General features: G+C 66.1%; 17 protein-coding genes, 1 other RNA gene and 1 pseudogene. 9 read left to right on the top strand and 10 right to left on the bottom strand.

Going from position 1 to position 19,569, the window contains the following annotated elements; genetic code table 11:
- Nucleotides 1-34 precede the first annotated feature (34 nt).
- Together VC212_RS19015 and VC212_RS19010 are read right to left on the bottom strand one after the other, a co-directional pair.
- Nucleotides 35-430, bottom strand: coding sequence for a DUF4431 domain-containing protein (locus tag VC212_RS19015; RefSeq protein WP_323526530.1), 396 nt, complete (start codon nt 428-430; stop codon nt 35-37).
- Nucleotides 431-493: 63 nt separating this feature from the next.
- Entirely contained in the window at nt 494-1,288 is a 795-nt protein-coding gene (locus VC212_RS19010) for an EcsC family protein (protein WP_055852826.1), read from the bottom strand.
- 167 nt (nt 1,289-1,455) lie between these two features.
- On the opposite strand from VC212_RS19010, the gene VC212_RS19005 reads away from it, so the two are divergent.
- Nucleotides 1,456-1,914 (top strand): SRPBCC domain-containing protein, encoded by a 459-nt coding sequence (locus VC212_RS19005; protein WP_323526529.1) that lies wholly within the window; start codon nt 1,456-1,458, stop codon nt 1,912-1,914.
- A 13-nt stretch (nt 1,915-1,927) separates the two neighbouring features.
- Here the strand turns inward: VC212_RS19005 and proP are convergent, their stop codons facing one another.
- The gene (gene proP / locus VC212_RS19000; RefSeq protein ID WP_323526527.1) at nt 1,928-3,418 is read right to left on the bottom strand and encodes a glycine betaine/L-proline transporter ProP; all 1,491 of its coding nucleotides are present in this window, start codon (nt 3,416-3,418) and stop codon (nt 1,928-1,930) included.
- 448 nt (nt 3,419-3,866) lie between these two features.
- Here proP and VC212_RS18995 point away from each other — a divergent pair.
- A non-coding RNA gene (locus tag VC212_RS18995) (sX9 sRNA) lies at nt 3,867-3,941 on the top strand.
- A gap of 88 nt (nt 3,942-4,029) precedes the next feature.
- Here VC212_RS18995 and VC212_RS18990 read toward each other — a convergent pair.
- The 6 genes and pseudogenes from VC212_RS18990 to VC212_RS18965 form a co-directional block, all read right to left on the bottom strand.
- Nucleotides 4,030-4,359, bottom strand: a complete 330-nt coding sequence (locus VC212_RS18990) for a thioredoxin family protein (protein WP_115552523.1) — start codon at nt 4,357-4,359, stop codon at nt 4,030-4,032.
- 157 nt (nt 4,360-4,516) lie between these two features.
- Nucleotides 4,517-4,915, bottom strand: a complete 399-nt coding sequence (locus tag VC212_RS18985) for a host attachment family protein (RefSeq protein ID WP_055852817.1) — start codon at nt 4,913-4,915, stop codon at nt 4,517-4,519.
- A 106-nt stretch (nt 4,916-5,021) separates the two neighbouring features.
- Nucleotides 5,022-5,159: pseudogene (locus VC212_RS18980) on the bottom strand (alpha/beta hydrolase); the annotation flags it as partial.
- A gap of 227 nt (nt 5,160-5,386) precedes the next feature.
- On the bottom strand, nt 5,387-9,109 hold the full coding sequence (locus tag VC212_RS18975; protein ID WP_323526690.1) for a M48 family metallopeptidase: 3,723 nt from the start codon (nt 9,107-9,109) through the stop codon (nt 5,387-5,389).
- 279 nt (nt 9,110-9,388) lie between these two features.
- Entirely contained in the window at nt 9,389-9,829 is a 441-nt protein-coding gene (locus VC212_RS18970) for an NUDIX domain-containing protein (RefSeq protein WP_323526526.1), read from the bottom strand.
- A gap of 216 nt (nt 9,830-10,045) precedes the next feature.
- On the bottom strand, nt 10,046-11,257 hold the full coding sequence (locus tag VC212_RS18965; protein WP_115552448.1) for an MFS transporter: 1,212 nt from the start codon (nt 11,255-11,257) through the stop codon (nt 10,046-10,048).
- 213 nt (nt 11,258-11,470) lie between these two features.
- Between VC212_RS18965 and VC212_RS18960 the strand changes: the two genes are divergently transcribed.
- The 4 genes from VC212_RS18960 (at nt 11,471) to VC212_RS18945 (ending at nt 14,567) form a co-directional block, all read left to right on the top strand.
- Nucleotides 11,471-12,085 (top strand): TetR/AcrR family transcriptional regulator, encoded by a 615-nt coding sequence (locus VC212_RS18960; RefSeq protein WP_115552447.1) that lies wholly within the window; start codon nt 11,471-11,473, stop codon nt 12,083-12,085.
- Between the two features lie 342 nt (nt 12,086-12,427).
- Nucleotides 12,428-13,084 carry an SDR family oxidoreductase gene (locus tag VC212_RS18955; protein WP_115552446.1) on the top strand — a complete coding sequence of 219 codons (657 nt, stop codon included), beginning with the start codon at nt 12,428-12,430 and terminating at the stop codon, nt 13,082-13,084.
- Between the two features lie 110 nt (nt 13,085-13,194).
- Nucleotides 13,195-14,259, top strand: a complete 1,065-nt coding sequence (locus VC212_RS18950; protein ID WP_323526525.1) for a M4 family metallopeptidase — start codon at nt 13,195-13,197, stop codon at nt 14,257-14,259.
- Nucleotides 14,256-14,567 (top strand): protealysin inhibitor emfourin, encoded by a 312-nt coding sequence (locus VC212_RS18945; protein WP_055852801.1) that lies wholly within the window; start codon nt 14,256-14,258, stop codon nt 14,565-14,567. Before VC212_RS18950 ends, VC212_RS18945 begins: the two co-directional genes overlap by 4 nt.
- A gap of 410 nt (nt 14,568-14,977) precedes the next feature.
- Here VC212_RS18945 and VC212_RS18940 read toward each other — a convergent pair whose 3' ends face one another.
- Nucleotides 14,978-15,454: an SRPBCC family protein gene (locus tag VC212_RS18940; RefSeq protein ID WP_238691690.1), complete on the bottom strand. Its 477-nt coding sequence runs from the start codon at nt 15,452-15,454 to the stop codon at nt 14,978-14,980.
- 225 nt (nt 15,455-15,679) lie between these two features.
- Between VC212_RS18940 and VC212_RS18935 the strand changes: the two genes are divergently transcribed.
- The 3 genes from VC212_RS18935 to VC212_RS18925 all read left to right on the top strand — a co-directional run bounded on the left by VC212_RS18935 (nt 15,680) and on the right by VC212_RS18925 (nt 19,526).
- Nucleotides 15,680-16,852, top strand: coding sequence for an HDOD domain-containing protein (locus VC212_RS18935; RefSeq protein ID WP_115552443.1), 1,173 nt, complete (start codon nt 15,680-15,682; stop codon nt 16,850-16,852).
- A 504-nt stretch (nt 16,853-17,356) separates the two neighbouring features.
- On the top strand, nt 17,357-19,084 hold the full coding sequence (locus tag VC212_RS18930; RefSeq protein ID WP_323526524.1) for a peptidase S10: 1,728 nt from the start codon (nt 17,357-17,359) through the stop codon (nt 19,082-19,084).
- A gap of 34 nt (nt 19,085-19,118) precedes the next feature.
- A complete protein-coding gene (locus VC212_RS18925; RefSeq protein WP_153066706.1) occupies nt 19,119-19,526 on the top strand; it encodes a 2-oxoglutarate dehydrogenase in 408 nt (135 codons plus the stop codon).
- Nucleotides 19,527-19,569 lie beyond the last annotated feature (43 nt).

Below are 19,569 nucleotides of genomic sequence, written 5' to 3'. Positions count from 1 at the left end.
CGGCAGCCTGGACACAGCAGCAGACCCCAAGCGGCTAGTGCTTGTCTGACCCCTGGTTCTTGTCTGAAACGCTGGTCACCGACAGCAACACATCGGTGTAGTGGTGGCCGTTATCCGAATGAAAGAGCGTCCCGGACACGCGCGCCTGGCGGCCCTTCAACTGCTTGAACGCGCGCATGGTTGTTGCATCGAGGGACAGCTGCAACAGCGTGATGCCGGTTGCAGATGGCTCGAAGTCCTCTTTGCCATCGGTCGCCTCCACGGTGAGCGGAGCAACGAGTTTGAGCGCCGGATATCTCACCTCCGCACCATCGGGTGTCTGGCCGGTGGCACTGATGAGCATGCCCTGGAGCGTGACTTCCGGCGCGCCGTACCGGTATGACTGCGCACAGGCAGGCGCGGCGATGACGCCACACAGGATCAACAGCAAACGCTGTGCAGTTTTCATTTCACGCAGTCCCTTGCAATGGTGATCAGGGTAGATCGTAAGGCCCTATCGCGCAGGAGGCAGCGCCTCATACGCCCGCCGCACCGCCTCCTCGCCGAACTGCCGCTCCAGCCGGCGCACGATGAAGTGCCCGCGTGCCATGGCCTGGAAGTGGCGGATAAAGACCGTGTTGAGGGTGGCGCCGCTCACCGCGCCCACCAAGGGCACCGCCTGCACGGCGAGTTTCTCGCCCACGTTAACCGAGAACTTGGCGGCGATGCGCGAGACCAGCGACACCAAGGCCGGCGCGCCCTTGCTGGCGAAGCCATGCGCAGCGACATGGCGGGCAGCGGCGCTGAGCTGCTGCGCCATTGCCGCGCGCACCGCGAAATAGCCCGATTCGGCGCCGTCGTCCACCACGCTGCGGCCGCCGTGCGCCAGCACTTCCAGGCAGGCCAGCGCAGTGTCCGGGCTTTGCAGCGATTCGCCTTCGGCGCGCGCGATGTCGGCGATGGAGCGCAGCATCACGGTGGTGGTCAGCGGTAGCTCCACCATCAGGCCCGGCAGGCCGAAGAAGCCGCCGGCACCACCGGCCACGGCCACCGCCAGGGTGTGCCGGGTGGTGGAGGCCGGCTGCAGCGGCTCGGTCTTGCCGCGCAGACTCAGCAATGCCGACTTCATGGCCACCTGCAACGCGCGACGGGTGAGGCCGTCGATGCTGCGGGTCACCATCTTGGGCAGCCGCTTGGTGATCAAGCTCTCGATCGGCGCGCCCAGCGCGTTGGCCAGCTGGGCTGCCACGCCGGGGTTTTCCAGTAGCGCGTGCGCCGCGGCCAGGTCGCGCTGCGCGGCCATATCCATCACCGGTATCGGAAGCGTCGTCATGCCTGCTCTCGTCATAGGGTCTGCGTCGATGGTACCCAGCGCCGTGTGAGCGCCGGACGAGCGGCCGGCCGCAGATCGGGCAAAGCTGCAATTGGCTGGCAAAATGCGCGATCATCGGCGTCCACGCAGGCAATGCCCATCAGATGAACCGTGAGATCCGCCACAGCATCGTGATCGCCGCCGCACCGGAAGTGGTGTCCGCCGCGCTATCCGAGCCCGTGCAGCTGGCGCGCTGGTGGACGCGCGAGGTGCAGCAGGCCGATGACTGCGTGCGCCTGGACTGGAGCAGCCACGGCTGGCAAGTGGTCCTGCGCATCGACGAAGGCGCCGACCATCGGCTGGTGCGCTGGCGCTGCGAGCGCTCCAACATGCTCGACACCGCGGCCTGGGAGGGCACGGTGATGCGCTTCGATCTGATCTCCACCAGCCAGGGCACCCGCGTGGAGTTCGTGCAGTCCGGCTACCGCGATTCGCCGTGTCTGGAGGCGTGCACCCAGGGTTGGCAGTACTTCCTGGGCAGCAGCCTCAAGCGCTATGTGGAAACCGGGCAGGGCATGCCCTACCCGGACATGCCCGACACCCGCGACCCCGCAATGCGCTGAGCGCAGCACGCGCTCATGCAGTGCGCGGCTGGCCTACCGACGGCACGCCGGTTACCGGCAACTGCGCATCCACCGTGACCGGGCTATCGGCCTGCAGCAGCGCGCGCGCCTCCGCAGCGCTGGCCACCGCCGGCGGCGAGCCACGCAACGGCAACCCGGCGGTTTCGCGCACGAACAGCATCGTCACCAACCCGATCGCCGCCGCGCCCATCAGGTAATACGCCGGCACCAACGGGTCGCCGGTGCGCTCCACCAGCCAGGCAGTGACCAGCGGCGTGGTGCCGCCGAACAACGATACCGACACGTTGAAGCCGATCGACAGGGCGCTGTAGCGCACCGGCGTGTAGAACAGCGCCGGCAAGGTGGACGGCATCGAGCTGGTAAAGCACACCAGTGCCAGACCCAGCAGCATCAATCCGAGGAAGATCAGCGCATCCGAACCGCTGCCGATCAGCAGCAGGCACGGAATCGCCAGCGCAAACAGGGCGATGCACGCGCCGATGATCATCGGCCGACGCCCCAGTTTGTCGCTGAACATGCCGCCGACAATATTGAGCGGCATCATCACCAGCATGACCAGGATGATCAGCAGCAAGCCCTTGCTTTCCGCATAGCCCATGGTGACGCTGAGGTAGCTGGGCATATAGGTCAGCAGCATGTAGTCGGTGACGTTGAACACCAGCACCAGGCCAACGCACTTGAGCAGTTGCGGCCAATGCAGGCGCAGCAGGGTCATCAGGCCCTGGCCGGCGGTCTCCCGTTCGCGTTGCTCGGATTGCTCGGTGTAGGCACGAAACGCCGGGGTTTCTTCCAGTTTCATGCGCATGTACAGGCCCAGCAGCCCAAGCGGGCCGGCGATCAAAAAGGGCACGCGCCAGCCCCAATCGAGCATCTGCGCCGGCGTCACGCTCATGTGCAACGCGGTCACCGTGGCGGCACCGGCGATATAGCCGCCCAGCGTGCCGAATTCCAGCCAGCTGCCCATCACACCGCGATTGCGATCGGTGGCGTATTCGGCAATGAAGGTGGCCGCGCCGCCGTATTCGCCGCCGGTGGAAAACCCTTGCAGCAAGCGCGCCAGCAACAGCAATGCCGGTGCCCACAGACCGATACGTTCGTAGGAGGGAATCAGGCCGATGCTGAAGGTGCCCAAGGCCATCAGGATCATCGTGGCCGCCAGCACCTTCTGGCGCCCATAGCGGTCGCCCAGCGGGCCGAACACCATGCCGCCGATGGGTCGCACCAGAAAGGCGACGGTGAAGGTGGCGAAGGTGGCGATCAACTGCGCAGTGGGATTGCTCGCCGGGAAGAACACCTGCCCCAGCGTCACCGCCAGATAGCCGTACACACCGAAGTCGAACCACTCCATCGCGTTGCCCAGCGCCGCGGCGCTCACCGCGCGGCGCAGCATGTTGCGATCCACCACGGTGACGTCGTCGAGTTGCAGTTGGCGGCGGCGTTTGAACCAACCGAAGTGCGAACGAATCGCGCGCGTGTCGTGCATGTGCTTGGTCTCCAGGTGCTTTGCAGCTGCGGGCCATCGCTGCCCGCACGTCCTGACAACACACAGGACACGGCACTTCACACACACGGCAGGAGCACATGCACTGGAGAGACCGGAGGCATTCCCGGACGGCCGCGTCAACTCAGCGGCGCTGCGGGACAGATGACCAAAGGGATGGGCGTACGCCCAAGGGCTTGATCAGCCCGCTATGTTACTACAGCGAGCAGTTGGCTGCAGACGCGACCGTGCGCGACGCAGGATGTGCGCTGATTTCAGGCGTTTTTCTTGATTTTTTGCAATTGCGTCAACGGCGGCAACACCTGCTCCGCGATGACAATGACGACGTTTTGATGCAGTGGCACTGCACGCTTGGAGCAGCCAACAAAACGGTTGTGCAGCCGCCAGGCAGGCAGGCAGGCAGGCAGGCACAGCATGTGCTCAGTGCGACATGTATGACTCGTACATTGCAATTCCGAATGCGCCGTCTGCATCCACCTGACGACTGCTCACTGCATTTTTAGCCGCTCTCGGTTCGTTTGAGCGCGATGACGCGCGCGATCGGGGCAACCGCAACACATCCACCACCGCGCAGGCTGCAAGCGCAGCGCGCGTCAACCTGCGTCCAGCACCGCCAGCACGTCTTGCAGATCTTCACGGGTCTGCGGGCGCACCGCGCGTGCGACTTCTTCGCCATCGCGCAGCAGGATCACCGTCGGCCAGAGCTTGACGTGAAAGGAGCGACCCAACGGCCGCCCTTTTCCGTCTTCGAACTTGCGGTACGCCATCGCGTCATAACCACCCAGCAGTTTCTGCAACAACGGCTGCGCCGCGATGCAATGCCCGCACCAATCGGTACCGAATTCCAGCAGCTGCAGCCCGGCCTGCGCATCCACATCGCTACGTTCCGGTGCCTGTGTGGCGTAATCGCGAACAAACCCCATCGACACTGTCTCCATGACCGTAAGTGACCGATACCCTACCGCACAGGCGACCGATCACTGCGCAAGCTGCGGTCGGCAGCGCGGTGCACGAACGCCATCCCCCAGATCCCGAACGCCGGCCGCGCGGGCCGAACGGCGTTCGGTTCGATCGTTGCGCTTACGATAACGCGCGCTGGATGTCTTCCAACGGCAGGTTGGTCAGGTCCTTGGCCAGATCGCCCACCAGCCGCTGTTGGGTTTCCTTGTGCAGCAACGGACGGATGCGGCCCAGCGTGGTCGGGTCGGCCACCAGCACCAGGTGCATGTACTCGTGCTTCAGTGCGCCATCGTTCAACGCGTGCGACAGCTGTTTGGCGAAGGTCATTTCGTCTCGGTCTGCGTCGGTGAGATCCTGCGGCGCCTTGCCGGCCGGGCCGTCGTCGTCGACGTTCTGCACATCGGTGCGCGCATGCTGGCGCAGCACCACCTTGGCTTCGTTGCCGGTATTGGTGAACCAACGCGCTTCGCCGCCGTCAGCCACTACCACCAGGGCACCCTGAGGAATTTGCAGGCTCATCCGATTTCTCCTGTTTCGATGATCGGTGCGGCATGTGCTGCACCCAGTCGGTCTCAACCTAGGCGAGAAGATGTAAGCACTGTGCCTAGCCGGTGTCAGTGCCGCGTTAGCGTGGCGCGGCCAAGGTTGGCAGCGGCAGCCCCAGATGTCGGCCGAAAAAGCGGGTGATCGCGCGCAGCACCTGCTGGCTTTCCGGCAACGTGTCGGTGAGATGGAACCCGTGGCCCAACCCATCTCACACGTGCGTGCCTGGCGTTGGCAGTCGCGTACGTGCGCGATGGCGCCACACCTTGCATCTCTGCTGAAGACGATCAGCGGCAGGGATGCAGATGCACATGCAGTGGCGCACCCATCAGACGCGCGCTGTGCACGCGCATCGGCGCTCGGCGTTGGTGCGCCTTTCCCCGCACAGCGACTGCTGCGTCACCGGCACGCAGCGGAGCACTGCGTGCCAGCTACCGTGCGTCACGCTCAGCCCAGATACGGCCGCTCGTTGGTAAACAGCAAGTTCCGTGCGCCGTCGCGCCATGCCTGCGGACAGCGCTGACCGAGTAACACCGCCGCCATCGCATATGCCACGCCGCGCCCGGTCAGGCTGACACCCTTCAATGCTGCCTCGGCATCTTGCTGGCTGTTGCCGGCCTGCACGGCGGTAAAGAAATGCGAGATCGCCGTGGCGTCGTCGCCGAGATCGCGCAGGGTGGTGTCGCGCGCTGCCTGCACCGGCCAGCCCTGACGTGCGGCCAAGGCCCACGCAACGGGTGCGGTGAAATAATCGATCCCCGCCTCATCGCCGAGCGCGCGTGCCTGTTGCAGCAGTGCCGCGGTGGCGCCCTCCGATGCTGCCGCCAGCCGCACCAGCCGTGCCTGGACATCGGGGTCTGCCGCAGCGCCCGCCACCGCAGCGTCCAGTTTGCCAGCGGCCAATGCGTGATAGCCCTGGTATGGCGTGTCCTGCGTGCCCTCGCCGCTTGCCAGCGCAAGCATCGAGGCAAGCGCTGGCGAGCGCTGCGCCATCGCCGCAAGATCCGGGGCCAGGCCACGGTAACGCTGCAGCCGCACCAGCTGCGGCACGATGTCATCGGCCATCGCCGGAACCTGTGCGACTTGTTCGTAAAGCGCTTGCGCTTCCGGCAAGCGGCCTTGTTCGGCATGCACGGCGGCGGCAGCGCGTTGCAGCCACGGGTCGTTCGGCCAGCGCGCGTGCGCATCGAGGAATGCCCGATCGCGCGCCGCCGGGTCGCTGCCGCAACGGATCGCCGCGTACTGCAATGCCGGCGCGTCGGGGCGGGCCAGGGCCATCGCGGCGTGCTGCTTGCAGACCTGAGCACGCTGCTCCGGGGTGGCGGTGTCCTGCTGGACGCGCAAAGCCACCACATCCAGCGGATCGCGCTGCAGGCGCTCGGCCAGGATCGCCGGGACTGCCTGCGGCGCTGCGCGTTGTAGGCGATCCAGCCATTGCTCCAGATAGGCCGATTGCGCGCCATCCCAGCGTGCATGCGCCTGCATCAGCGCCAGATCCTGCGCGGGTGTCAGCTCGCCCAGCAGTTGGTGCGGTGGCCGATCGGACACCGCAGTCACCACATCGCGGTACTGGCTGCCCTTGCCGCTGACCGTTTGCGGCGGCTCGTTGAAGACCGCCTGCGCGGTGGTGCGTTCCCAGCGTGCGTTGTCGAGATGGCGTGTGCTGTCTTCTGCAGCCGCGCCATAGCTGGCGCGCCAGTGCAGCAGCAGCGCGGCGCCGGCCACGTTGTAGGCGAACTGGCCGCCGTGCCCGCCGCTGGGCGCATCGAAGGTTTCGATCACCCCGCCCGCCGCAGAGCGCGTGCTGATGTGGTGGCTTGCCTGCTCTGCCAGCTGGAACACATGGCGACCGTTTGGCGGCAGCGAGGCGATCTGGTCGTCGATGCGCACTGTCACCGTCTGCTGCAAGCCGTTGTAGGCCACCACCTCGGTCAGGCCGACTGTGCCGCCGGCCCACAGCACCCCGGCCACGATGGACGCGGCCACCACAACGCGCGCAACGGAGGGAAACAGGCCATCGGCGGCCAGAAAGCGCTGCCACAGGTTTTGTTTGAGGTTGCGCTGGCGCTCCTCGCCCGGCAGACGCACCGGATAGTCCGCAGGTGCCGCCGCCGGTGTGTCGCTGGTGGGGGCAGGCGCGCCGTGGCGCACCTGCTCGGCCACTGCATCTTCGGCGTGCAGCAACTGCTCCAGGCTGGCATCGCGCAGCTCGCCCAGCGCGCTCATGGTGACCTGCACCCAGCCCTTGGCCGCATCCATCCACGGGTTGATGTTGTTTTCGTCGGCCTCGGACAGCCGGAACTCCGGCAGGCACTGCTGCCACTGTTCTTTGCCCAGGGCAGCGGCCAGCGGAGCATTCAAGCGCATGTGCGCGACCTGTTCGTACACCCGGCGCAGCACCCGTTGCAGCTCATTGCATGCGGCCACCAGCTGGCGCAGCTCCTTGGCCGACACCCGGCCATCGGCGATCACGCTGTGGAAGGTCTGCAGGTACAGCAGATGCGCATCGTCCAGATCGGCGAGGGTGTGGTCGGTGTAATGCAGCACGGCCAGGTAGCCACGCAACAGCTCGGGCCAGCCGCCGCCCAGGGTGTGGGCTGCGGCCAGATGCACGCTGCGGCAGCGTCGGTCGTGGCCGCTGACCCGCGCACGCAACACCTGCAGCTCGTCATCAAGTGTTGCGATCACCGCAGGCAGTTGCGCGCGCGTCAGGCTGGTGCCTTTCCAGGTCACCACGCCGCCATTCGCGCGCAACCCGCCGTCCATCAAGGCCTGCAGGCTGGCGCGTTGCCGCTCGCGTTCGCGCAGTTGCTCAATGGCCTGGCCATCCTCAGGCAGGTACAGCCCATCCAGCGCCTGCAGCAGATCGCCCTGCGGCAGCGGATCGGCGTAGAGCTCGGCCACGGTTCGCGCAGCGCGGGTGCAGGAGCGACCCAGATACAGGCCTTGATAGCGCCGCGATAACGACAGGGCCGCAAACTCGCGTTCCAGCGCGGCCAGCGACACCTCGATGTCCACACAGATGGGCGCCTCGCCGGTGAACAAGCCAAGCGAGACCTGCTCACGCAGCGCTTGTGCGTTGCGCAGCACGTCCATCGCCGGGCGGGCGTCGATCGGGCAGGCGATGTAGTGACGCTTGAGGTTTTCTTCGCGCGCTGCGCTAGGCGGATGGGTGGCCCACATCTGCGAGGGTTGGGCGATGTCGTTCTGAAACAGCCGGTACGCGTGCGCCGCATCCTCGGGCACCGCCGGTACCACGCCGTGGCCGGGGTCGTTCAAGACCACGCGCATGTGTTCGATGGTGCGCGACTGGATGGCGAACAGATCCTTGACCGGGCGGTCCTGCGCAAACTCGCGCCCGGCAAAGCGCAACGCGCGCTGCCAGCTGTCGTCGGCCGCTTCCAGCTTGTGCAGCGCGTGGACGAGGGCGTCGCTGCCGGTGAGCGAGGCGGCTACCAAATCGGCCTGGTATTCCATCTCGCGCGATAGCGCACGCTGCGCCAGCACCACGCCGCGGAAGGCGATCTCGACCAACGAACGGATCGACCACACGATCAACGACAGCCCCCAGCCGATCCACGCCACGCGCAGGTCGATCCGCGACAGCGTCGCCAGCAGCTTGTCCAGAGCATCGCGCTTGCCCACGATATGCGCGGCGATCTGCTGGGCGATGTAGACCCAGCGGCCGACCGCCATCGTGCGTTGCGCGAAGTGGCCGAATTCGTGCGCGAGCACGGCCTTCAATTCGCCCAGGTTGAGCACATTGACCAGGCCCAAGCCGATATCTAGGTTTTTGCGTGAGGGCAGCAGCAGGTTGAGCAGCGACAGGTCGTAAAACACGCCGGCGTTGACCTGTGCCGACAGGTAGACCTTGTGCGGACGCGGCGCACCGGCTTCGTCGGCCAGCCGATGCAGGAACGCGAACAACTCCGGTTGCTCGGCCGGGCGCAGTTCCAGCGCGCGCGTATCGCGTTCGGCACGCTTGTTGAACACCAATGCCTTGGCCATGAACACCGCCAGAAACGCGGCGCCCGCGGCCACCAGCCACATCCACACGGCCTGCTCGCCGCCGGAGCCCTGCAGCAGCCCGGACGCCAGCCGATACGCCGTCCAACCGAACCACCCCAGCAATCCCAGATACACGGCGATGAAGCCGCCCAGCCCGAGCATGGCCAGCCAGGCATTGCGTCGGTATTTGCTGCTGGGTGCGGTGAGCCGTTCCGGCACTACCGCCGGGCCTTGCGGATAGAGCGATTCCATTCTTCGTCCCTGTAATGAGTGACCGGGCGCGACGCAGTCAATCGGCATCCCGGCCGTGTGATTCGATGTCCAGGTGCGATCTCCCCTCGCCCCGGACGCGCCAAAAATAACGGACTGCTGCTGCAAAATCCATGCGTGCCGGCGGGCGCCGCGCGTGCGGCCACGCGCGGCCCGCAGCAGCAACACGTGTCAGGCGGGCTGTGCGTCCCGTTCCGCCTGGAGCTGCTGCACCGCCTGCCTCGCCGAGCGGGTCAGCGGCGTGGGTAGCGCATCCAGGGCAAACCAGCCGATATCCAGCAGCACCTGCGGTTCGCGCAGTTCGGCGGTTTCGCTGCCTTCGATGGTGGCCAGATACACCGGCGCCACCCAATGCTGCGGCGGGTCCATGTCCGGCTCGAAGTGGCTGACCACGCACAGCACGCGCTGCGGATGCACCTGCAGGCCGGTTTCTTCCAGCACCTCGCGCACTACCGTGGCTTCCACCGTTTCCATCCAGTCCACCTTGCCGCCGGGCAGTCCCCAATGTCCCTGCTCGGGCGCCCGCCCGCGCAACACCAGCAGCAAGTGGCCATCGGCGCGTTGGATGAAGGCACCGCAACCAACGCGGGCACGCAGATCGGAATGGGGCATGAGCTGTCTCGTGAGCGGGCCGGCAATTGTCCCAGATGTGGCCGTACGGGTAACGCGTCACGCGCAGGTTGGCATTGTTCCGGCGTGGGTGACGTCCCCGTCCACCGCTCACGTCTTCCAGGTACAGCTCACCTGCATCGCGCCTGGGCGTCAGCGCGTGCCTTGCCGCGCAGCGCCACCGCCGCCTGACACTGGGCGCAATGTCCCTCGCACGCGCTAGTGGCCAGGAACCGCTGCGCGCGCGCCGGCCGCAAATCCGTGGGCGCGTGCGGACCATGCAATCGCCCATCCGATTGCCAGCAACACTGCCATGGCGGTCGGAAAGCTCTGCGCTCCCCAATGCTCCAGCAGCACTCCGCCCAACACGCCACCGCCGGCGATGACGCTGTTCCAGGCCACGACATTAAGCGACAGCGCGACATCGGCGCCGTCGCCTGCGCTATCGGCAAGCGCGGTTTGCAACAGGGTCGCCGCACCGCCGAAGGTCAGCCCCCAGAACGCGACGCACGCATACACGACCGGCTGCACTCCCTGCAGCAAGGCCAGCACCACCGACACCCCAAAGAACGTCGCCAACGACACCAGCACGGTGCTGCGCAGATGCTGTTCCACCAACTTGCCGGCGATAACGATGCCCACCAGGGCCGCCATGCCGAAGGTCAGCAGCAGCACGTCCACGCGATGGCCCAGGCCTGCACGTGCGGCGAACGGTGCCACGTAGGTGTAGAGAATGTTGTGCGCCAGCATCCAGGCCATCACCGTGGCAAGCACCGGGCGGACGCCGGGCGTGCCGAGCACCTTGCGCAACGGCACCCGCTGCGTTGCGGTCTGGCCGGGGTAGTCCGGCACCTTGAGCAACACCCAGACGATCAGCGCGACCGTCAGTGCCGACATGGCCGCGAACGCGGTGCGCCAGCCGATCAGCCCGCCCATCCAGGTTCCCAGCGGCACGCCGAGCGACAGCGCAATCGGTGTGCCCACCATCGCAATCGCCATGGCCTTTCCCTGCTGTTCCGGTTGAACCATGCGCCGGGCGTACCCGGCAAGCAGGCTCCACGCCAGGCCCGCCGCTGCGCCAGCGAAGAACCGTGCCACCAGGGTCAGACCATAGTGGGTGGATAGTGCGGTGACGGAGTTGAACACCAGGAAGCCGACGATGGTGAGCAACAGGACGCGACGACGACGCCAGTGCTGGGTGGCGATGGTCAACGGGATCGCCGCCAGCAGCGAGCCCACCGCATAGGCGGTCACGGTCTGCCCGGCGAGCGCGGGGGTCACTGCCAAGCCGTCGGAGATCTGCGGCAGCAAGCCAGCCGGCAGCGTTTCGGTCACGATGCAGATGAAGCCGGTCATGGCCAAGGCCAGCAGCGCGGCGATGGGTAGCGGAGCAGCACCGGCAGGTGCCGGCGAGGCAGTGGAAGAAGTCACAAGATGTCCTTGGTCATGAGCAATGAAATTCTTTATTTATGTATCGATCGATACATATCTGAGAAAAAAAGAGACCCGCTGCGCAGGCCTGTCGACATTGTCATCTCGCGACGTCGCAAGATATGTATCGATAGATATAAATCTAGGTCGGTAGTCCTCGGTTGTCAATGACATATGTATCGAATAGTATTTATCTAAGCGGCGGAGCGCGTTATGGCACAGATGGGCAGACCACGGACCTTCGATCGGGATGTCGCGGTGGAGGAGGCACTGCATTTGTTCTGGGAACAGGGTTACGAGTCGACGTCGCTAAGCCAGCTCAAGGCTGCGATCGGCGGCGGGATCACCGCGCCCAGCTTTTATGCAGCCTTCGGTTCCAAGGAAGCGCTCTACAAAGAATGCATGGAGCGCTATCTGACGACTTACGCGCAGGTCACGCATTGTTTGTGGGATGCGTCGCTTGCGCCAAGACAGGCGCTGGAACTTGCGCTGCGGCGCTCGGCCAAGATGCAGTGCGAACGCGGGCATCCAAAGGGCTGCATGGTTGCCTTAGGGGTCATGAGCGCACCCTCCCCGGAACGGGCTGCGATCTCGACCCCGCTGACGCGGTCGCGCGCGCGGACACGTGCGGGCATCCGCGCCTGCGTGGAGCGGGCAATTGCCAGCGGAGAATTGGCAGCCGACCTCGATGCAGCCGCATTGACCTGCGTCTTCGACAGCTTCCTGCTTGGGCTTTCCACGCTCGCCAGGGATGGCGTGGGCTTCAAGCTGATGGATGCAGCCATCGCGCAGGTGCTGCAGCTTTGGGATCACAACAGCGCTGGATAGCCGATGCCTGGCAATCGTTCGGTGCGGCAGCGCGCATGCATCGCCCGCCGCGCCGCGTCCACGGCAGCGACAACACGTATCGCTTGATGGCGGCTCCCATCAGAGAACGGTGACACCGCATGGCGAGCGCTCATCAGCTTGGGATGGACGGTGTCGTGCCCCGACAGTGCTGCGCTCTGCTCACTGCCTCTGGTCGCTGACAGCGTTCTTCGTACCTGCAAACCTTGCCCGCTCGATCCATCGGAAGACTCGCACGCCTCTGCGCTGACATCGTCTTAGCGTCGCATTGGCGAGGATGATCGCCCTCGGCGCTGTGTCGGCGCGCATCGGTTGGAGTTGTGCATGTCTCGTATCCTCGTCATCGGTGGCCACGGCAAGGTGGCACGTTTACTCACCCCACTGCTGTTGACCAGCGGGCACCACGTCACCGCACTGTTCCGCAATCCCGAGCACGAAGGCGATGTGATTGCCGATGGCGCCACGCCGGTGGTGTTCGACATCGAACACGCCGACACCGACGCCATCGCCGCGCAGCTGGCCGGCCACGATGCGGTGGTGTGGTCGGCCGGTGCCGGTGGCGGCGATGCCGCGCGCACCTATGCGGTGGACCGCGATGCAGCCATCCGTTCGATGCATGCGGCCGAACAGGCCCGCGTGCGCCGCTACGTCATGGTGTCGTATCTCGGCGCCGGGCTGGAACACGGCATCGGCCCGGATGACGGGTTCTTTGCCTACGCGCAGGCCAAGGCCGCGGCCGACGCGCATCTGCGCAGCACCCATCTGGACTGGACCGTACTCGGCCCCGGTCGGCTGACGCTTGATCCAGCGTCGGGCCGCATCACCCGCGACCCGGGCAGCGATGCCGACGGCGGCGTCTCGCGTGCCAACGTGGCCCAGGTGATCGCCGCGGCACTGGCAACGCCGGCCACCATCGGCAAGACCGTGGGCTTTATCGACGGGCAGACCCCGATCCAGGAGGCCTTGACGCAGCTGGACTGAACGCCAGGCCTGTCGCAACCCGCTGCACGGGCGCAACACGACCAGGCCTAACGTTTTCCTAAACCAGGCCTCGGCATAGTCGCGGGCACACCCCACTGTGGAGTCCGCTGATGTCTGCGCCCCTGGCCCCGCGCCGTGCCGGCATCCTGCCGCCGTATCTGCTGGACCATATGGCACAGGCGGCGCCCGAACATGCACGCCATTGCGCGCAACTGTCCCGCCAGATCACCGCCCACCTGCGCCAGCAGCGCGCGCGTGGGCTGCTGGCACGCGGACAGGCCCTCGCAGCGGATGCCGCACCGGCCATGCAAGCGGTGCGGCGGCGCATCTACGATGCGCAACAGGGCACCGCATTGCCCGGCATCCTGGTCCGCGACGAGGGCGCTGCGGCCACCGATGATGTGGCAGTGACCGAGGCCTACGATTCTCTCGGTGCCACGCACGAGTTCTTCCAGACCGTCTACGGGCGCAATTCCATTGATGGCGCAGGCATGCCGTTGATCGGCAGCGTGCATTACGAGCGTAGCTACGACAACGCGTTCTGGGATGGCAAGCAGATGGTGTTCGGCGATGGCGATGGCGAGGTCTTCAACCGCTTCACCATCGCCATCGATGTGGTGGGCCATGAGCTCGCTCACGGCGTCACCGAACGCACCGCCAACCTGATCTACCAGGGGCAATCGGGCGCATTGAACGAATCGGTGTCGGATGTGTTCGGGGTGCTGATCAAGCAGTACACGTTGCACCAAACCGCAAGCGAGGCCGACTGGATCATCGGCGCAGGCCTGCTGATGCCTGGCATCAACGGAGTGGGCTTGCGCTCGATGCGGGCGCCCGGCAGCGCGTACGATGACCCTGCACTGGGAAAAGACCCGCAACCGGCCACGATGGCCGACTACGTCAACACACAGGAGGACGATGGCGGCGTGCACTACAACTCCGGCATCCCCAATCACGCGTTCTATCGCGCTGCGGTCGCGATCGGTGGCGCTGCGTGGGAGACAACCGGCCGCATCTGGTACCGCACGGTCACCGGTGGCGAACTCGCCGCAACTGCGGATTTCGCCACCTTTGCCGCACGCACCGTCACTGTCGCCAGCACCGATTACGGCGCTGACAGTGCAGAGACACGCGCCGTGCAACAGGCCTGGCGCGACGTAGGCGTCCTCGCATGAGTCCACAGCGGCCGCCGGTGGAGTTGGGCGTGACGCTACGTCTTGCACGCGAGGGCGGTGTGGCGGCGTTCCCGGCCATGCGCCGCGAGCGGCAACTGCCAATGGATGCGTTGGACGATGCGCAGCGGCTGCACCTGCGCGCGTTGCTGGACCAATGCCTGGTGCATGCGTTGCCGCGCCCGCAGGCTGGTGGCGGCGACCGGCGCTATTTCAGCATCGCCTGGGACGGTGCCAGCGAACCGTTGCGCATTCCCGAAGAACACGCGCCGGCCGAAATCGTGCGGCTGTGGAAGCAGGGCACGCTGTAGCGCGGTGTGCTGCACTGAGCGTGCGCTTGGTGCACCGCGCGCGTGCACATACCGCGCAAACGAAGACACCGTGCAGTGCACGGTGTCTGTAGAAGGTGGTCCAACTGCGGATGCCTGCACCCTTTAAGCTGCCTAGATGCTCTAGAACTGCACAGCTGGTGACGCATGGTGGGGATCGGTGCGTTAGCGCAACGTGCAGCGTAGGGGTCAGCTTGAAGACACGCCCATCATTGCTGCGCTGCAGCCATCGCTGCAGACACCGTCCCACGCCCTTGCAGCAGCTGACACTGCGCGCCTCCTGCACGCCCGCCTGCTGTTACGCACCCCAACAACACGATGCACGCGTGATCAGTACCGGCGCGCAACGCCGGGTGCGCCGACGCTGCCACGCGCACTCGGATCCGGCGCGCTCAGTGCTCTGTCTGCGCCTCTACCAGATGCGCCAGCAGCGTCAGCGAGTCCTGCCATCCCAGGTAGCAGGCGTACAGCGGAATCTGCTCGGGGATGCCGTCCTGCACGATGTGCACATCGGTGCCGCAGGGCAGCGCGTGCAGCTGCACGGTGGTGAGCATGGTGCCCGGCAACGCCGGGTCGTCGAACACGTCGTTGTAGCGCAGCAAGGCGCTGGGCTGCAGCTCCAGGTACGTCCCGCCAAACGCATGCCGCTGACCATTGGCGAAGTTGGTAAACGCCATCCGGAAGGTACCGCCCACCTGCGCATCCAGATGCTCGACGGTGCCGGTGAAGCCGGCAGGCGGCAGCCACTTGACCAGCGCATCGGCATCGAGGAAGGCGCGGTAGATGCGCTCGGGGCTGGCACGTAAGACGCGGTGGAGCGTAACGGTGGACATAGGACACCCGCTTGGCTGGCAGAGGACGTCCATCATGCTACCGGTCGATGACGCTGGAGTGCAGCTGCAACGCTGGTGGGCGCGGCGGCATCGCCGCATGCGCCCTCGCCGCGGAGACATCGTTATGGCGGGTCGTTGCAGCCTGCCACGCCGCGCTTCTTCCTGGGCGCCTGCGGTCATGCGCTGCGCCCATCACTGCACGCGACATTGCCGCCGCGCCCGCCATCGCCGATAGTCGCGGCATTCATCAGACAACGACCTATGATGCTCGCGATTGTGTTGCTGCTTATTGCCGGACTTGTCGCTGTGGCGATGATTGTCGGTGCCATCGTGTGGTGGATGCGCATGCGCCAGCACGCGCCCGAGGCCTCTGCCCCGGCAGGCGATGGTTCCGCTGCGCCCGACGCGCCGGCCGCGCGAACCCCGGTCGCACCGGCACCGATCGCGATGGACGAGCAAGCGCCGCCGCAGCCAGCGCCTGCCGCAGCGCAGCCCTTGCAGGCCGAGCCGCCACCGATGCGTCCGCTCTTGCGCCGCATGTATGCCGCCGTGATGGCCAACCCATCGCTGGCCGACGGCAGCCTGCCCAGCGACCCCGCACAGGTCGCCGTGCTGGAAGTGGCGACCGCCGCGCTCGACCATGTCGACCTGCGCCCGCAGCTGTTGCCGCGTCGCCCGCATCTGCTGCCGCAGCTGATGCGCGCGGTCAACGACCCGGACGCGTCCGGGCGCGGTATCGCCGCCATCATCGCGCAAGACCCCGCGCTGTCGGCCAACCTGCTGCGCATCGCCAACAGTGCGCTGTACCGCCCGCAAGGCGCTCCGCTGGAAAGCCTGGAGCGCGCGGTGGTGCACATCGGCACCGAGGGCGTGCGCCAGATCGTTGCCGCGGCGGTGATGCAACCGGTGCTGAGCCTGGATGGCGGCCTGCACTCGCGGCTGCCCGCGGCGGTGTGGGACTACGCGCTGCGCACTGCCACCGCAGCGGCGGCCTATATGCGCGAACGCGGCGGCGACACCTTGTCGGCGCAGCTGGCCGGCCTGCTGCAGGGACTAGGCGCGGTGGTGATCCTGCGCGTGCTGCGCGACGCCTATGCCGAACGCCCCGGCCTGCCCTACAGCCTGGAGGTGGCTGCCGCCCTGGTCGAACGCCATACCGCTGCGGTGGCTAAAACCATCGCCACCACCTGGGAGCTGCCGGCAGTGCTGGGCACCGCACTGGACGAACAGCGCCCCGAGCACGACACCACCTTGCTGGCTACCAGCCTTGGGCGCGCACTGCGCTACGGCCGCCTGGCCGCCGCGCTGGCCATGCTGGCCCGCTGCGGCGCCGAGCAGGAGGACCATGCCCTCAGCGTGCTCGCCACGCTGGAACCGGATGAAGACGCCAACGCGGCGTTATGGCAGCGGCTGGTCGCTGCCAGCGTGGAGTAGATCGGCAGCTGCCTGCCGTTGGCTCGCGCATCGCCTGCATTGGCCGTCATCCGCGCAAGCGTTGCGCTGCTGGCCTGCACCGATGCGCCGACCGGCTGATCACGCCGCCAGGCCGGACACATCTGCCTGACCCGCTCCCCGCTCAACGCTCCCCGCTCAACGCGCATGGCATCGGCGCGCAGCCACACGAAACAACCTGATCAACTGATCGACCGGGCGGTCTGCCGCCGAACGCAGCGCGCGGGAGCGATGTCGAGTCGATCACAACGCGTTGCACCGGCGCTGGCCAGCGCAGTTTCCGCTTCGCTCGCCACGCTGTGGCTTCGCATCGCAGTCTCCGAGGCGGCCGGCAGTCTCCACAAGCTAAGCACCGGTCTGATCCGCTCGCTGCATCACGACCTTGGGATGACATGCCGGCTGCAACGCACGTGCGCAATGACCGTGCGCGGCGGGGTGCGTGTGATCGCCACACCCTCGCAGCGCCTCCTCTGCCACAGGTGCACCATGTCCCAGCGCAATGCCGGTACCGTGCGACACCCGCTTGTCCTGCTGTTTGGTCTCTTGCTGGCCGTGCCGCTATGCGTTGGCGCGCAGCAGCCGGTGCAGGCGGCCAGTGCCAACACCCCGTATATCGATCGCATCGCCTATTCGGTCAAGGCCGATGCCGGGCTGGATGCCAGCGTCGCCAACGAGCGCTCTGCGTTGATGCATTACCTGTGGCGCGGCAAGCAGGACACCGTGGCCTACAGCGTACGCACCGGCCACCTGATTGCGCGCGACGCTGCCGGGCAACCGCAAGCGACCTTGTCGTATGTGGCCTACACCGCGCCGGCACGCAACGGCAAACCGCGGCCGCTAACGTTTTTCTACAACGGTGGTCCCGGCGCATCGGCATCGCTGTTGCATCTGGCCTCGTTCGCACCCAAGCGCATGGCCACCGCAGCGCCCAGCTTCGGCAGCTGGCCCAATTACCCGATGGTGGACAATGCCGAGAGCCTGATCGCCAGCACCGACATGGTGTTTATCGATCCGCCGGGTACCGGCCTGTCGCAAGCGATCTTGCCCAACACCAATGCCAGCTTCTGGGGCAGCGATGCCGATGTGCGGGTGATGCGCGACTTCATCCAGCGCTATGTGCAGGTCAATCGCCGTGCCAATGCACCGCTGTATCTGTTCGGCGAATCCTATGGCACCACCCGCTCCGCCATGCTGGCGCTGGCGCTGGAATCGGCTGGGGTACGTTTGCGCGGCATCGTGCTGCAGTCCTCGATCCTGAACTACTACGCCGACACGATTGCGAGCGGTGGGCTGTATTACCCGGATTACGCAAAGGGCATGAAATACAGCGGCGACACCATCGGCGGCTATTTCCCCAGTTATGCCGCAGTTGCCGCGTATCACAAGCAGACCGAGGTCAGCGCAAGCGATGAGTTCTATGCGCTGCAGATGCGCGCGTTCGTCAGCGTGGTGCATGCGGAGTTTCAGCGCTACGGCCCCACCTGGGTACTCAGTCAGTACGGGTTTCCAACCATCCTGGGCAAGCCGGTACAACCCGGTGCAGCGGTGCTGACGCGGTGGCGGCCACTGTCCGGGTTGACCACGCAGGCCTTGCAAGGCTACTTCTCGCTGGCCTCGTTCAATCAAGGCCTGCTGCCCGGCACTAGCATCGGCCGCTACGACGGGCGCGTCAGCCTGCCCAACAGCGACGGGCGACTGAAGAACGATAACGACCCGTCCAACATCCTGATCGAGCGCCCCCTGACCAACGCGCTGGCGCAGCAGTTCCGCACCTATCTGGGGTATAGCGCGCCCAACGCGACCTACACCTCGCTCAACATGGACATCATCAACGTCTGGGACTTCCGCCATGCAGGCCGGCTGCTGCCAGATACCCTGCCAGACCTGCTCGGCGCGCTGCGCCTGAATCCTGCGCTCAAGGTCTTTGCGGTCAGCGGTTATCACGATCTTGCAACGCCGTTCTACAGCAACGAAAAACAACTGGCGCGGCTACGCACCATTCGCAATCTCGATGCCGATGTGCAGGTGGCCACCTACGCGGGCGGCCACATGATCTATCTCGACGACAACTCGCGCCCCAAGTTGCAGGCCGACCTCACCGCCTACTACGCCAACGCGCCGATCGCCGATGCCGTGCCGTTGGCCTTGCTGGATTCGCCATGGCCGGACAACCGCAACGTCAATGCCGCGACTGCTGCAACCGCAACGCCATGATCGCGCTCCGCTCATCCATCGCGAGGAACTCCTGATGCGCCTGCTCCGCTGCCTCCGTTACGCCACCGCCATGCTTGCCGTGGTGGCGACCACCGTCAGTGCGCAAGCGTTGCCGCCGCAACGCGTCGCGTCCATCACACCCAACGCCCACCACGGAGGGATCGATGGCCCATTCATGCCCATCGCGCAGCTCGGCCCCGAAGCGGAGCGCACGGACAGCACCGGCGACACGCTGGAAGACCAGGCGCAACAGCGCATCACCAGCACGCTCGACGAGAGTGGTGCACTGGCGCATCGCGATGCGCTCACCAAGCAGCAGGCGCAAGCGCGCGGGCTGGGGTTTGTCGCCACGCACTTCGAGCAGATCGATCGCAGCGGCAGCGGTCGCGTCACGCTGCAGGACATCGAGGCGTACTTGCGCGATCAACGTCGCGACAAGTGATGCAGACCACTGCAGCCACCAGTGAACACCGCCTCTGCCATGG

The organism is Xanthomonas sp. WHRI 8932A (assembly GCF_035012785.1).
Lineage (GTDB): Bacteria > Pseudomonadota > Gammaproteobacteria > Xanthomonadales > Xanthomonadaceae > Xanthomonas.
Note: the sequence above shows the minus strand (reverse complement) of the source record. Positions and strands in the feature narration are given on the sequence as shown.